The sequence below is a fragment of the Lysinibacillus sp. GW247-5R2A genome, assembly GCF_059424475.1.
This window is the reverse complement of the sequence record NZ_JBWKZL010000005.1, coordinates 46,335-60,070: the sequence shown is the minus strand read 5'-3', so window position 1 is coordinate 60,070 and position 13,736 is coordinate 46,335. Positions and strand designations below refer to the sequence as shown.

The 13,736-nt window shown below is 38.7% G+C and carries 14 protein-coding genes; 12 read left to right on the top strand and 2 right to left on the bottom strand.

Translation table 11 applies throughout. From position 1 onward, the window contains the following. The 6 genes from AC07YC_RS09315 to AC07YC_RS09290 all read left to right on the top strand — a co-directional run bounded on the left by AC07YC_RS09315 (position 1) and on the right by AC07YC_RS09290 (position 6,269). Complete coding sequence (locus tag AC07YC_RS09315) at positions 1–873, top strand: metal ABC transporter permease (protein ID WP_494919146.1); 873 nt, start codon at positions 1–3, stop codon at positions 871–873. Next, positions 870–1,739, top strand: coding sequence for a metal ABC transporter permease (locus AC07YC_RS09310; RefSeq protein ID WP_336635055.1), 870 nt, complete (start codon positions 870–872; stop codon positions 1,737–1,739). Before AC07YC_RS09315 ends, AC07YC_RS09310 begins: the two co-directional genes overlap by 4 nt. Positions 1,740–1,965: 226 nt before the next feature. Further along, the gene (locus AC07YC_RS09305) at positions 1,966–3,153 is read left to right on the top strand and encodes an MFS transporter (protein ID WP_494919144.1); all 1,188 of its coding nucleotides are present in this window, start codon (positions 1,966–1,968) and stop codon (positions 3,151–3,153) included. Positions 3,154–3,307: 154 nt separating this feature from the next. Further along, complete coding sequence (locus AC07YC_RS09300; protein WP_494919143.1) at positions 3,308–3,958, top strand: ArsR/SmtB family transcription factor; 651 nt, start codon at positions 3,308–3,310, stop codon at positions 3,956–3,958. Positions 3,959–4,027: 69 nt separating this feature from the next. Next, complete coding sequence (locus AC07YC_RS09295; RefSeq protein ID WP_494919142.1) at positions 4,028–5,296, top strand: MFS transporter; 1,269 nt, start codon at positions 4,028–4,030, stop codon at positions 5,294–5,296. A 184-nt stretch (positions 5,297–5,480) separates the two neighbouring features. Then, a complete protein-coding gene (locus AC07YC_RS09290; protein WP_494919287.1) occupies positions 5,481–6,269 on the top strand; it encodes a lipid II flippase Amj family protein in 789 nt (262 codons plus the stop codon). 105 nt (positions 6,270–6,374) lie between these two features. Here AC07YC_RS09290 and AC07YC_RS09285 read toward each other — a convergent pair whose 3' ends face one another. Next, the gene (locus AC07YC_RS09285; protein WP_494919141.1) at positions 6,375–7,253 is read right to left on the bottom strand and encodes a gluzincin family metallopeptidase; all 879 of its coding nucleotides are present in this window, start codon (positions 7,251–7,253) and stop codon (positions 6,375–6,377) included. 207 nt (positions 7,254–7,460) lie between these two features. Here AC07YC_RS09285 and AC07YC_RS09280 point away from each other — a divergent pair, with 207 nt between their 5' ends. The 4 genes from AC07YC_RS09280 to AC07YC_RS09265 all read left to right on the top strand — a co-directional run bounded on the left by AC07YC_RS09280 (position 7,461) and on the right by AC07YC_RS09265 (position 11,650). After that, entirely contained in the window at positions 7,461–8,135 is a 675-nt protein-coding gene (locus AC07YC_RS09280; protein WP_249659577.1) for a response regulator transcription factor, read from the top strand. Further along, positions 8,132–9,490 carry a HAMP domain-containing sensor histidine kinase gene (locus tag AC07YC_RS09275; protein WP_494919140.1) on the top strand — a complete coding sequence of 453 codons (1,359 nt, stop codon included), beginning with the start codon at positions 8,132–8,134 and terminating at the stop codon, positions 9,488–9,490. The genes AC07YC_RS09280 and AC07YC_RS09275 overlap by 4 nt, the downstream gene beginning before the upstream one ends. 199 nt (positions 9,491–9,689) lie before the next feature. After that, a complete protein-coding gene (locus AC07YC_RS09270; RefSeq protein WP_494919139.1) occupies positions 9,690–10,628 on the top strand; it encodes an alpha/beta fold hydrolase in 939 nt (312 codons plus the stop codon). A gap of 146 nt (positions 10,629–10,774) precedes the next feature. Then, positions 10,775–11,650: a DMT family transporter gene (locus AC07YC_RS09265; protein ID WP_494919138.1), complete on the top strand. Its 876-nt coding sequence runs from the start codon at positions 10,775–10,777 to the stop codon at positions 11,648–11,650. A 26-nt stretch (positions 11,651–11,676) separates the two neighbouring features. Here the strand turns inward: AC07YC_RS09265 and AC07YC_RS09260 are convergent, their stop codons facing one another. Continuing rightward, positions 11,677–12,363, bottom strand: a complete 687-nt coding sequence (locus AC07YC_RS09260) for an ArsR/SmtB family transcription factor (RefSeq protein ID WP_494919137.1) — start codon at positions 12,361–12,363, stop codon at positions 11,677–11,679. 86 nt (positions 12,364–12,449) lie between these two features. Here AC07YC_RS09260 and AC07YC_RS09255 point away from each other — a divergent pair, with 86 nt between their 5' ends. Together AC07YC_RS09255 and AC07YC_RS09250 are read left to right on the top strand one after the other, a co-directional pair. Further along, a complete protein-coding gene (locus tag AC07YC_RS09255; RefSeq protein WP_008178588.1) occupies positions 12,450–12,752 on the top strand; it encodes an antibiotic biosynthesis monooxygenase family protein in 303 nt (100 codons plus the stop codon). Positions 12,753–12,787: 35 nt separating this feature from the next. After that, entirely contained in the window at positions 12,788–13,618 is an 831-nt protein-coding gene (locus tag AC07YC_RS09250) for a CbrC family protein (RefSeq protein ID WP_494919136.1), read from the top strand. Positions 13,619–13,736 lie beyond the last annotated feature (118 nt).

Below are 13,736 nucleotides of genomic sequence, written 5' to 3'. Positions count from 1 at the left end.
ATGATAAGTGGTAACTTATTGTGGGTACTTAGTGGCACTATGTTACTCGGTATAGCTGCAGGCATAACAGGTACCTTCTCCTTCTTGCAAAAACAAAGCTTAGTGGGCGATGCTGCGGCACATGCAGCCTTACCAGGTATCGCGCTTGCATTCCTCCTGACAGGACAAAAGGAATTACCAATTTTAATGCTCGGAGCGGGTATTACATCTGCTTTATCTGTGTATTGTATACAATGGATTGTATCTTTTTCAAAGTTGAAGGCGGATGCAGCTATTGGGTTAGTACTGACCGTATTTTTTGGCATCGGTGTTGTGTTTTTAACTATTGTTAATAGAAGTCCAATTGGAAACCAGAGTGGTCTTAATAACTTTATTTTTGGTAAAGCCGCAACGATGACAAAGGCTGATTTAATGTGGCTGTTCATCAGTGCAGCTGTCATTATTTTAGTTAGTCTGTTCTTTTATAAGGAATGGAAATTACTCATCTTTGATCCTGTTTATGCAAAAGGAATTGGCTTACCGATTGAGGCCTTAAAGGCTACGCTAACCGTATTAATTGTCATGACGATTGTTACAGGTATCCAAGCTGTAGGTGTAATATTAATGTCAGCTTTATTAATTATTCCTGCTGCAAGCGCCAAATTATGGACGAAAAAACTGAGTACGATGCTCCTATTGAGTGCAGCGATTGGAGGTATCTCAGGTGTGACAGGTACTTTTATTAGCGCGATTCGAACAGGATTATCAACCGGTCCAATTATCGTTCTAGTGGCGGCAGGTATATTCTTTATCTCCTATTTTATAAGTCCTGCTGGTCAAATTAATAAATATCGTAGAAAAATGCAATTTCGAAAGCAGGGTGGTATAGGATGATAGAGTTTTGGGTTGTATTAACTGGCTTATTAGTGGGTGTAACATGTGGGATTGCAGGCGTTTTTCTTATTTTGCGTAAAATGTCTATGATAGCCGATGCCATTAGCCATACGGTCCTCTTTGGTATTGTGATGGCCTATATCATTACCCAATCATTGAATGGCTTTTGGATGCTAATAGGTGCAGCAGTTGCGGGTATTTTAACAGCTTATCTCGTACAATTATTACATTCTTCAGGTATTCAAGAGGATGCAGCGATAGGGGTGGTATTTACATCCTTGTTCGCGGCGGGTGTTCTGCTCATTACATTATTTGCAAGTAATGTCCATTTGGATGTAGAGCATGTTTTAATGGGAGAAATTGCTTTCGTTCCATGGGATCGATGGACGATTTTAGGTCTAGCCATGCCTAAGGCTGTATGGATGCTTTTACTTGTATTAGTGATCAATATTGTATTTTTGCTACTATTCTTTAAGGAAATGAAGGTTGCAACCTTTGACCCTGTCTATGCCGCAACGATTGGTATACCCGTTGTCTTTCTCCACTATGGATTTATGACCTCAATTTCATTTACAACGGTTGCAGCATTTGATAGCGTAGGAGCCATTTTAGTCGTTGCCATGCTAATTGGACCGGCCGCAACTTCTTATTTAATTAGTAAGACGATTAAGCAAATGTTTATTTACAGTATGCTCTTTGGTGCTGGTGCTTCTGTCATTGGCTATTATTTAGCGAAGCTATGGGATACCTCTATAGCAGGGATGATGGCCACAACTGTAGGCTTATTATTTATCATGACATTAATTAGTCAAAAAATAATCGAGCGTAGAAGAAAGGCGCTTGTGCATAAACTAGAACTATCCTAATAAAAAACATCGTTTGATGATTTCATCAAACGGTGTTTTTTCCTTGAATAATTCAAACTTTTGGATGAGTATTTTTTATAGGAAAAATAGTATACTTCTTAAAAAAGATAGAATTGGGCGGAATGGCATAGAAGCTAGTCATAATTTTTTATATCGCTATGTACGAATATTTAAAATTTTGTTACGATAGACTTTATGACATTGTAAGAACAACGAGGAGAACAGCATGTGGCGAAATCGAAATGTTTGGATTATTTTATTAGGTGAATTTGTCGTAGGTCTCGGCTTATGGGCTGGTATTATTGGAAATCTCGCCTTTATGCAAGAGGTAGTGCCTTCAGACTTTCACAAATCATTAATTATTTCTTGTGGGATTTTAGCGGGCTTGGTCGTAGGGCCTATGGCAGGTCGCATTATTGATCAATCGAAGAAAAAAACGGTTGTACAAATGGCAAGTATTGGGCGAATAGTGAGTGTTTTATTTATGTTTATCGCACTTTATACCAATTCGGTCGTATGGATGATTTTATTTTTAATTACATTGCAAATAGCAGCTGCCTTTTATATGCCTGCACTGCAATCGATTATTCCAATGATTGCAAAGGAGCAAGACTTAATTACGCTGAATGCCTGGCAAATGAACGCTAGAACTATTTCTAGAATCATCGGCACAGCCGCAGCAGGATTTATGCTAAGTTTTTTTGATTTAAAGTGGTTATATATCATTTCATTTATTGTTTATATCGTTATGTTTGTCATTACTAGTTTATTGCAATTAGAGGAAGAGACGAATGCAACAGTAACGAATAAAGAAAAAGGGAATTTTAAAGAGGTATTACCAATGGTGAAAGAGCATCCAATGGTGCTGATGACATTGGTTCTGATGTTAATACCAACGTTATTTTTAGGCTCTTTTAATTTAGTCATAATGAAAATCTCGGAAATGCATCAATCTACAACAATTTCAGGTTTGTTGTATACAGTGGAAGGTATCGGCTTTATGCTAGGAGCGGCAGGATTAAAAATAATTGCTGATCGAGTGCAAATGGGCACACTCCTCTTTACATTGGCATTTATTATTGGGTCTATGGAGCTCCTACTGTTACTAGCAGATATCAAACTTTTTGCTTTAGTCGCTTTTGGGGTATTTGGCTTTACAGTAGGTTGTTTCTTCCCAACGACTATGGTTATCTTTCAAAAACAGGTCCCAAAACAATTCCATGGGCGTTTTTTCTCGTTCCGAAATATGATCGATTCGGTCGTCTTTCAGGTCGTCCTATTGTCTACAGGTATGATGCTAGATTTAATCGGCTTAAGTGGGATGGGGCTTGTGTTTGGCATTATTAGTTTAAGCTTAACGACAACATTTTTATTGTATTCTAAGAAAAAGAAAGTCGTGATGCATGCCCTTTAGTCCTATTGAAAGAACATGTTTTTAAAACATGTTCTTTTTTGTGCTTAAACCATCGTTTTCCTCGTAACATTAAGTAATTGACAATGGTAAAATAAAGAATTAAGATTCAACTATTCAATAAATTAATTGAATAGTTGAAAGGTGGTACTCGAAATTGTATGAGCGACATTTAAAGGACTTGTTATATCAAGAGTTCGCTAGAATTGGCAAAAGTTTATCAAGTCCTAAACGATTAGAAATACTTGATATTCTCTCTCAAGGTCCAAAGTCTGTTGATGCATTAGCCAAAAGTACAGATATGTCCGTTGCTAATGTGTCTCAGCATTTAAAGACATTATTTAATGCCAGATTAGTAAAGTTTTCAAAGGAAGGTAATTTTGTCATTTACGAATTAGCAGATGAAGTGATTGCTAAATTTTTAACGACATTACATGCACTGTCTGAAAAGCAATTGATTCAGGTTCAACAAATAAAAGAAGAATTTTTTAATGAGCATCTTGGCATCGAGGGAGTAACGCTTGCGGATCTCGTAACACGGATGGATAAGGGAGAAGTGCTATTACTCGATGTTCGACCAAAAGAAGAATTTGAACAAGCACATATTCCAGGAGCTGTTTCTATGCCTATTGAAGAGTTAGAGGAACAATTAGCTACATTACCAACTCATGTTGACATTGTAGCTTACTGCAGAGGTCCTTATTGCTTAATGGCAGCCGAAGCTGTAAAAATGTTAACCGCAAAAGGGATTAAGGCTTTCCGGCTAGAAGAGGGTGTTTTAGATTGGCAGAGGTTGGCTGGAGAATAACGTAGAACTAGCTGAATGAAATATAGGGGCCAATAAAATCTTATGCAAACTAGAAAGAGGGGGTAAAGAATGTCTGGAAAAGTAGAAGTTACGATAGAATCATATATAGAGTCACCAGAAAAACTAAAAAGCTTATATAGGCGTGTACTACTAGTAGTGAGCCTTTCGCAAATATTTGGGGGGGCAGGGCTAGCGGCTGGTATTACAGTAGGCGCTTTATTAGCCCAACAAATGCTTGGAACTGATGCTTATGCAGGTGTACCATCTGCATTATTTACGTTAGGGTCAGCTGTGGCAGCTTTCATTGTTGGTAAATTATCACAACGTTATGGCCGTCGAACAGGATTATCCACTGGCTTTATTGTTGGAGGGCTAGGAGCTATTGGAGTCGTCATGGCTGCAATATTTAATAGTGTTAGTATGCTGTTTATCTCTCTATTAATCTATGGAGCTGGAACTGCAACCAATTTACAGGCACGATACGCGGGCACCGACTTAGCGAATGACAAACAACGTGCTACAGCTATTAGTACGACTATGCTGATGACAACTTTCGGGGCAGTTTTAGGTCCCAATTTAGTAGAATTGATGGGAAAAGTGGCGCTATCGATTGGTATCCCCGCGCTTGCTGGTCCTTTTCTATTATCTGCTGCCGCTTTTATAGTAGCAGGGCTTGTTCTATTTGTGATGCTGCGTCCTGATCCCTTAGAAATTGCTAAAGGAATAGAGGCGCATAAGCAAAAATTTGCTCAAGAACAACAAGTACAGTCCACACATCCAATGGGGAATAAGCGTGGCTTAGCAGTAGGGGCAACCGTAATGGTTTTAACACAAATTGTCATGGTAGCGATCATGACAATGACACCCATACATATGAAGCATCATGGACATGGTTTATCGGAAGTAGGCATTGTTATTGGATTTCATGTAGGGGCTATGTATCTGCCATCGCTTGTAACAGGTATTCTTGTTGATAAAGTTGGACGAACAGCTATGAGTATCGCCGCCGGTGTTACGTTGCTACTAGCGGGTTTATTAGCGGCATTCGCTCCAAGCGATTCGATGATATTATTAATAGTAGCACTTTCTTTACTAGGGTTAGGCTGGAACTTCGGTTTGATTAGTGGTACCGCACAAATCGTTGATGCGACCGAGCCGTCTACAAGAGCTAAAACACAAGGGAAAATGGATGTATTTGTGGCATTGGCAGGGGCATCTGGTGGTGCTCTTTCAGGAATGGTCGTAGCGAATGCTAGTTATGCGGCATTGTCCTTAGCAGGAGGGCTATTGTCGTTACTGCTCATTCCCGTAGTGATTTGGTCTAGAAGAGCAGTTTAATATAATGAGAGAAGAAGAATGGAACTAAACGAGTACTCCTTTCTCCTAGTGGAAAAAAATCTTACCCTTTCATTTGTGGGGTAAGATTTTTCTATCGGAACTATTTTGATTGTTTTGCGTCAGTATGTAAAATCGTTAGAAAGCAAGGGTACACAGTGTGGAGTTAATAACAAATAAATTAATAATGATTGCCTTGTTTATTTTAATCATTCATGCCATTGAAACGCTTGCCTATGCGGTACGTTTATCTGGGGCACGTGTCAGGTTACTAGCATCTGCTTTAGCTCTTTTTAATGTCATGGTCATGGTTTCACGGCTTGCTAATATGATGCAACAGCCATTTACGGGTAGCTTGGTCGATACTGCACCTGTGGACGATGCCTTGACACATGTAGAACAGCAGTTTCGAATAATTATTGGAGCGGCATCTCTTGGAACACTCATAGGTATCTTACTCATCCCAACTTTCGTAGCCATATTTTCAAGAGCTATCGTCCATTTGGCTGATGAAAGGGGTTCCATCCCAGCATTAATGAAAAAAGGTTTTACGTATGAATATATAAGACGTGGCTTGAAGCATATTCATAAGCCTCGCTTTACCTATTTAAAAGATATTGGATTACGAGATATCCCTCTACAGTTATTTATTACGAATATCGTCATTACGGCAATCTATACCATTGGCGTTTTATCTGCTTTGTATGCAACTTTATTAGTACCAGAATTAAAAACAACTGCCGTTATGGCATCTGGTTTAATTAATGGCATAGCGACCATACTGTTAATTCTATTCATTGACCCAAAGATCTCCATCCTGGCCGATGATGTTATTAATAAAAGAGGAAGCTATTTAGATTTAAAAAAAGCCTCAGTCATGATGATGTTTTCAAGATTTTTAGGGACGATTGTGGCACAGTTATTATTCATTCCTGGAGCGCATTATGTGGCATGGTTTGCCAAGCTAATTGCCTAATTAAAGTAGATGGCATGGAATGCTACTTTTAGGCAAAAAGGAAAGATCTACGTTCGGTATGTTGCGAACGTAGATCTTTTGTGCTAAATGATGAGCTCTTTTCTATTATTCAAAATATGTAGGATCAAGGTGGAGAATAATTGTATTTTTATCATAGAAATCAGGCAAATTAAACTTTTCTTCATAGGTAAACCCCTTTTGATTACGAATAAAGGCTAACCAATCCATTTCAATTTCATGAACTCCTTTTCCGTACACTTCTTCTATTTTATTTGCCAAGTCCTTCTTATCGTAGATGTTTTCAAATTTTTCGAGTCCATAGGTTTCAATTAAATAGTTAACAAATGAAGCTGCGTGAGTATAGCTCATCCATCTAAGGGTATTCAACTCATTTAGATTTGTAAGATTTGGGCGAAAATAGGCATCATCTTGATTTGGATCAATCAATTTACTAATGGGAATTAATTTATCTGAATCCATAAAATACTTCATATACTTTTCCATATCAACTTCACTTTTACTAAATTGTTCGTCCATATAGACCGCATAACCCTCTTGTGTAAAATAACCATGATCAGTATTAAAATTGCCCCCATAACCAAGTAAGGAATGTGTCATTTCATGAACAAGTGGATAATAACCTTCTTGACTGATAGCTAATTCTATTCTCGATGCTAAACCCCAGGATTCAGTATTTTCCCCATTTAGAAATACTGTTATTTGCTCAGATGGAACATAGGATGTATGGATGGATTGCATAATATCATCATAAGCCTTTTGGATTTCATCTTTTATCGTATCCACAGTTTCTTTGGGAGCATCGATGTTATTCATAATTTTAAAGGTAACTTTACCATCTGCTGTTACCACGATATTTTCATCCATTATTTCTTCTTGTAGCTGCTCTTTAGGAACTACATTCTCCTGAGAGCAGGCTGCTAATAAGCATAGAAAGATAAGGGAAAGGCCTCTAATTTTAAACATATGACCTCCATAAAAATCAGTATTTTCTAATTAATACGAGCCAAAAAACCAAAAGTTTCATTTTATGTAAAAATAAAAGACATGAGGGGGATTCTTTTTCCTAATGGAAATGTTTCTCTTAGAAAGGAGAGGCATGTAGGCGAGAAGTGACGTTCATTTATAGTATAATAGGGTTGACTTTTACATTGGAAAAGAGGGAACGGATGTATGACGACTATACTTGTTGCTGACGACGATGCGAATATTCGCGAGCTTGTATGCCTGTTTCTGCGCAAGGAAGGATTCACAACAGTGGAAGCCGAAGATGGGAAGGAAGCATTATCCATCTATCACTCAACACCTGTTGATCTCGTAGTGCTTGATATTATGATGCCAACGATGGATGGTTGGACTTTATGTAAGGAGCTACGGAGAGCAAATGCTGAAATTCCATTACTTATGCTGACGGCAAGAGGTGAAACATGGGAAAAAGTCAAAGGCTTTGAGCTCGGTACAGATGATTATTTGACCAAGCCATTCGATCCTTTAGAATTGACGGTACGTGTAAAGGCTTTATTAAAGCGTTACAGGATTGGCTACTCGCAGACCATTAAGCTCGGTGCTATTACACTTGACCGTCAGACCTATAAAATTATGACTGGAACGGATACGATTACGTTGCCACTTAAAGAGTTCGAATTATTATACAAGCTAGCTGAAACGCCTGGACAGGTTTATACACGTGAACAGCTGATCGATCAAATCTGGGGAATCGATTATGCTGGCGATAATCGAACAATTGATGTACATATAAAGCGCTTGCGTGAACGCTTCGCGATGATCGCTGATTTCCATATTGAGACGATACGAGGTCTTGGTTATCGGCTAGAGGTTGATGAATGATTAAATCTTTATATACACGTGTTGTGTTGACATTTCTTGTTGCGGTCATTGGGGGGACAGTCGTTTCCTTCTTCGTAGCCACATGGATATTTAAAGATAAATTGAATGAGTACTTACAAATCCCCTTGCTGAATTTTGGACAGGACATTGTCTTAATTTTTGACACAATGCCTTTTCAGGAGGCAGAAAATTTACTTAGCCAAATGAATCAACTGAAATCGTATGATGTCTATGTTTATGATGAAGCAGGGGAGATGAAGGCTTATGGAGATGCTCCAAGCGATAAATTAGTTGACGTGACTAAGAAGCAGGTTCGAGACGTGCTGGATGGTAAAGTTGTGCAAGTGAATCCGAACGTTTCTTCAGGACTTGTCGGTATGCCTTTAACAACTGACAAAGGAACTAAAGCGATGTTTATCGAACCAAAAGCTGTCTCCTCTGCCTCTTTTGCCCTCACGGTAATTTTAAATTTTTCCACCTATGCGCTAGTTATAGGCAGTGTAGTATTTCTAATAGCGGCTATGTTTTTAGTGAGACCGATTAAAAAATTAACAAAAGCCACGAGACATATAGCAGGTGGAGATTTTAATGTCGAGCTCAACATTAAACAATCAGGAGAATTAGGTGTTTTGGCCAGAAGCTTTGAAGAAATGGCTTATGATTTGCAGCAATTAGAGCAAATGAGGAAAGAGTTTGTCTCGAACGTATCCCATGAGGTTCAGTCACCCCTTACCTCGATATCTGGCTATGCTCTGGCACTAAAGCAAGTAGATTTAACGGATGAGGAAAAAAATCGTTATCTGGATATTATTATGGCTGAAGCTCAACGAATGTCTAAAATGAGTGATAGCCTACTAAAACTAAGTTTACTTGAGTCCAAGGCACCACCGATGCAGATTGTGTCGTTGAGCCTAGATGAACAAATTAGACGTGTAATCGTCGCAATCCAGCCACAATGGATGGCTAAAAACATCCATTTTAACCTCCAGTTACAGTCGATGAATGTCATGGCGGATTATGATCAATTAAATCAGGTATGGACAAATCTTCTTACGAATAGTATTAAATTTTCAAAGGATGGCGACACGATAATGATTAGCATGTCACAAGACGCTCAACATGTGTTAGTTCGCATAACAGATACGGGCATTGGCATTTCCCACGAGGATCAGAAGCGGGTATTCGAGCGATTTTTTAAGGCGGATCGTTCCCACAGTCCAAAATATGAGGGCAGTGGGATGGGACTTGCTATTGTGAAACAAATCGTTTCCTTGCATAAAGGGGACGTTCAGGTGGAGAGTGAGCTTGGACAAGGAACGACATTTATTGTTACTTTGCCAATCACAGCTCATTAAAAGATAAATGTTATGATTTCTATGTTGGTATTGACATAGGAAGCGTAACATTTTTTTATTGTTCATATTGCGTTCATATTACCGTCATTAGGAAGACATCTTCGTCCTTTACACTGTTGTTAACGGCTCAGAAGGTAGCTGTAACAACAGTGTAAAGGAGGGAGGCACGAGTAAAGGTGAACCCCCTCGTGCGTCAAATATGAAAAAATTTACTAGAATCTTATTGAAAACGATAGCGATTATAGGTGCAATAGGAGTGCTACTACTCGCTATTATTTTTACAGGTAACATGATTTTCAACAAAATAGAAGAAGGTAAAATAGAACCCTATGGTCAGCTCGTTGCTGTTAATGGAGAAAATATGAATATTACCGTTCAAGGGGAGGGTGCAGAAACCATTGTTTTACTACCAGGCTTCGGAACAGCAGCTCCAACGCTTGATTTTCAGCCACTGATTGAGGAACTAACTCCACACTATAAGGTTGTTTCTGTAGAGCCTTTTGGCTATGGGCTTAGCGATGATACTGAGAAAGAGCGCAGCACAGAGAATATAGTTAGTGAGATTCATGAAGCGCTACAGACATTAAAAATTGACAAGTATATGTTAATGGGCCATTCGATAGCAGGGATCTATGGACTCGATTATGTCAATAAATATCCAGATGAGGTAACTGCATTTATCGGAATTGATAGCAGTGTTCCTACTCAGGACGGTATGGATACGGAGTTCCCCATTAAGTCGTTACAATTTCTAAAAAAATCAGGCATTGCTCGAGTAGCTCTAAAACTATCGGGTTCTGATCCATATGCTGGATTACCTTATGACGATGAAATAAAGGAGCAAATTAGGATGATTACGCTTAAAAACTTTTATAATACGAGCACTTCCAATGAACTGAGTGATATTGCTCAAAATTTTAAAGCAGCAGAAAAACTTACTTTCCCTAAAGATTTGCCTTTATTGTTATTTGTTCAAGCAAATAGCGGGGGGATTGAGAAAAACTGGATACCACTTCATGAGGAGCAGGTCGAAAATTCAGTACACGGCAAAGTCATCACAATGGATGGAGATCATTATTTACACCATACAAAATCACGAGAAATCGCTGAAAACCTGAAAAAATTTATGGATCATTAATCGTTAAAGCGTCTTACCTCTATGCAGATAGAGGTAAGACTTTTATGTTTCAATACTAGATGTAATCCATACTTCGATAAATGTTGAATCATTGCCTGTTTATAATTCTAATAGAGTAATTAAAAAACAGCTAAGGAGTATGTTGTATGAAAAACTATCAATTTATAGCGTTATTAGTAGTAACAACCTTTTTAATGGGTTCATCTTTCGCCGTCGTAAAATTAGGGTACCCTTATTCATCCCCTTTATTATTGGCTGCCCTGCGTTTTATACTGGCAGGAATTATCATGGCTATCATCGTTAGGCTCTTAAAAAGACCGCATCCAACTACAAGGAAAGAGTGGGGGAAGTTATTAATCATCGGCGGATTTCAAACGGCGGGCGTGATGGGGTGTATATTTCTAAGCCTCCGGTCCATTACAGCAAGTGAGTCCTCTATTTTAACATTTACAAACCCACTACTTGTTGTCATATTTGCCACCATTTTTACTAAAGCGCGTTACGGTTTTCATCAATGGATAGGAGTTTTTCTTGGTTTAATCGGTGTGATTATCACGATGGGTGCTCAGGTTGAATGGAAAATAGGGCTTCTATTTGGATTTTTATCGGCTGTTTTTTGGGCGCTTGCCACATTATTAGCGAAAGAATGGGGTGCGTTATTTGATACTTGGGTTTTATCAGCCTATCAAATGTTGTTTGGGGGCTTGCTTCTTTTGCTAGCGAGTACATTATTAGAGCAATCGTTTTTTATTATCAATCAATCATCATTGCTGATTTTATTATGGCTTAGCCTCTTTTCCTCCATCATCCAATTTGCAGGCTGGTATTATTTACTGCAAAATAGTGACCCTGGGAAAACAAGTGCCTATTTGTTTTTAGCGCCTTTTTTTGGCGTGTTAACAGGCTGGCTATTGTTAGATGAACCCTTACAACCATCTTTCATGGGAGGGGGATTATTCATACTAGTCGGAATTTACCTAGTCAATCGTACATTTAGTCGAAAAAAAGACTTGAGGTCATAACGTGTTGCCTCAAGTCCCCTACTTGTTTACATCTCTATGTGAAATACGTCTTTCAATCCAATTTTACCTTTCTCCGTCACCTGAATGGCGCGAATAGAAGGGACACGAGTAAGCCAGCCAAGCTGGAATAAATGATTGAATAGCTCACTACCAAGAGCACCAGCAAGATGATAACGCCTTTCACTCCAATCTAAACAGGCGTGTGAGAAGGATCTTCTTTTCTTTTTTAATGCAGGTAAATCGATACCAAAAGATGTGAAAAATAAGGTGCCTTCATCTGTTAAAACAAACTGCTTTTCATCTAATTTTAAATAGCCCGCTCGCATCATCGATTCTGTCAAATGAACACCTAATTTACCAGCCAGATGGTCATAGCAAGTTCGAGCCTCCTGCAATAATTTTATTTGGCTAGATTGTTTTAAAGAGCGTATTTCAGGAGGCGGTGAAATGGCTAGGAAGGATTCAAGAAATTGAGCAACTTCCTCGTCTGCTAATTGAAAATAGCGGTGTCTACCCTGTTTTTCTACCTTTATTAGTTTTCCTTCTACTAATTTAGCTAGATGGAAGCTAGCCGTTTGAGGCTTAATAGCGGCCATATAGGCTAATTCACTAGCCGTATGGAAACGACCGTCCATCATACTAGCGAGCATTGTAGCTCTTGAAGTTTCACCGAGGAGCGCTGCGACTTCAGCCATATTTGGATTAATTCCCATATGTCACAATCCTTTCGTTTACTATATTTTGATTTTAGTCAAAGTCATTATCGTTTACAATAAAAGTTATAGAGGGGGAGAAAGAAATGGAAACATATTATGCAGTGATCTTTACATCACAAAGAACCGAACATGATGGGGAGGGCTATGGTAAGATGGCCGAAATAATAGATGCCTTAGCCAAGCAACAGCCTGGCTTCCTACGTGTTGAAAGCGTAAGGGAGGAGGAAGGGAAGGGCATTACCGTATCCTATTGGGAATCACTAGAGGCTATTCAAGCTTGGAAAGCCAATGCCAAGCATTTAACGGCTCAGCAATTAGGAAAAGAGAAATGGTACACACATTATCAAGTTGAAATTTGCCAAGTCATGAAAGAGTATTCTTTTTAAGATGAAAATTAGGTAAACGAAGGAGGCAGATTTTGATGATAATTGCTGAAGAATGGCAAGAGCTTAGAAATAATTTCAATCCTTCTCAGCCAAAAACAGTTAACCAGATGCATATTTTTAAAGAGCAATTAAAGAAAGAACCACAAACGCAAGAAACATTGAGAATATTAGTCGAGGTCTATTGTCTACTAAGGATGTATCCAGAGGCGTATCGACTATTTACAGCTATTATGAATAATAAAGATAAAAAAGATCGAAAAAAATTTGGAACGCTACAAACCTACATAAATCAACCAAATTCGGTGGTTCCGTTGATGCCACAAAAAATACGAGATCAACAGCCCATACAAACGATCATCCCGACGTTTAAATACTTACCAAAGCCAGTAGAAGCAAAAATTTTTGAAACAGATGACATCGTTGTATGCGATTGTTGTCAGCAGGAAGTAGATGTCTATTATACAGGTGGTATTTACGCGATAGAGGATGTTGATTATCTTTGTCCTTCTTGTATTCATAGTGGAGAAGCTGCCCGAAAATATGATGGTTCATACCAGCAAGATTTAATTCATGATGAACAAATTACAAATCCGACATTCGCAGAGGAAGTGCTATATCGAACACCAGGTTATGTGAGCTGGCAGGGAAATAATTGGGTTGCCCATTGTTCAGATTACTGTGCATTTATCGGCTATGTTGGTTGGAGTGATATGGTGGAACTAGGCATAGACGATCAGTTTGACAATTATACGGGCTTTTCGCTAGAAGAGCTTTCTGCCTCCTTAATGAATAATGGGCATCATCAGGGGTATTTATTTCAATGCGTGGAATGTGACCGTTATGTGCTTTATTCAGATTTTAGCTAATGGTTGTTTGTGGAGGTAGTAATGTGGAACCATTTTTTCAACGGTTCAATTTAGAGCCAAAAGTGATAGATGTAGTTTAGCCAACGGCACTGCCCTCCTTTCATATCGAAGAACTCAG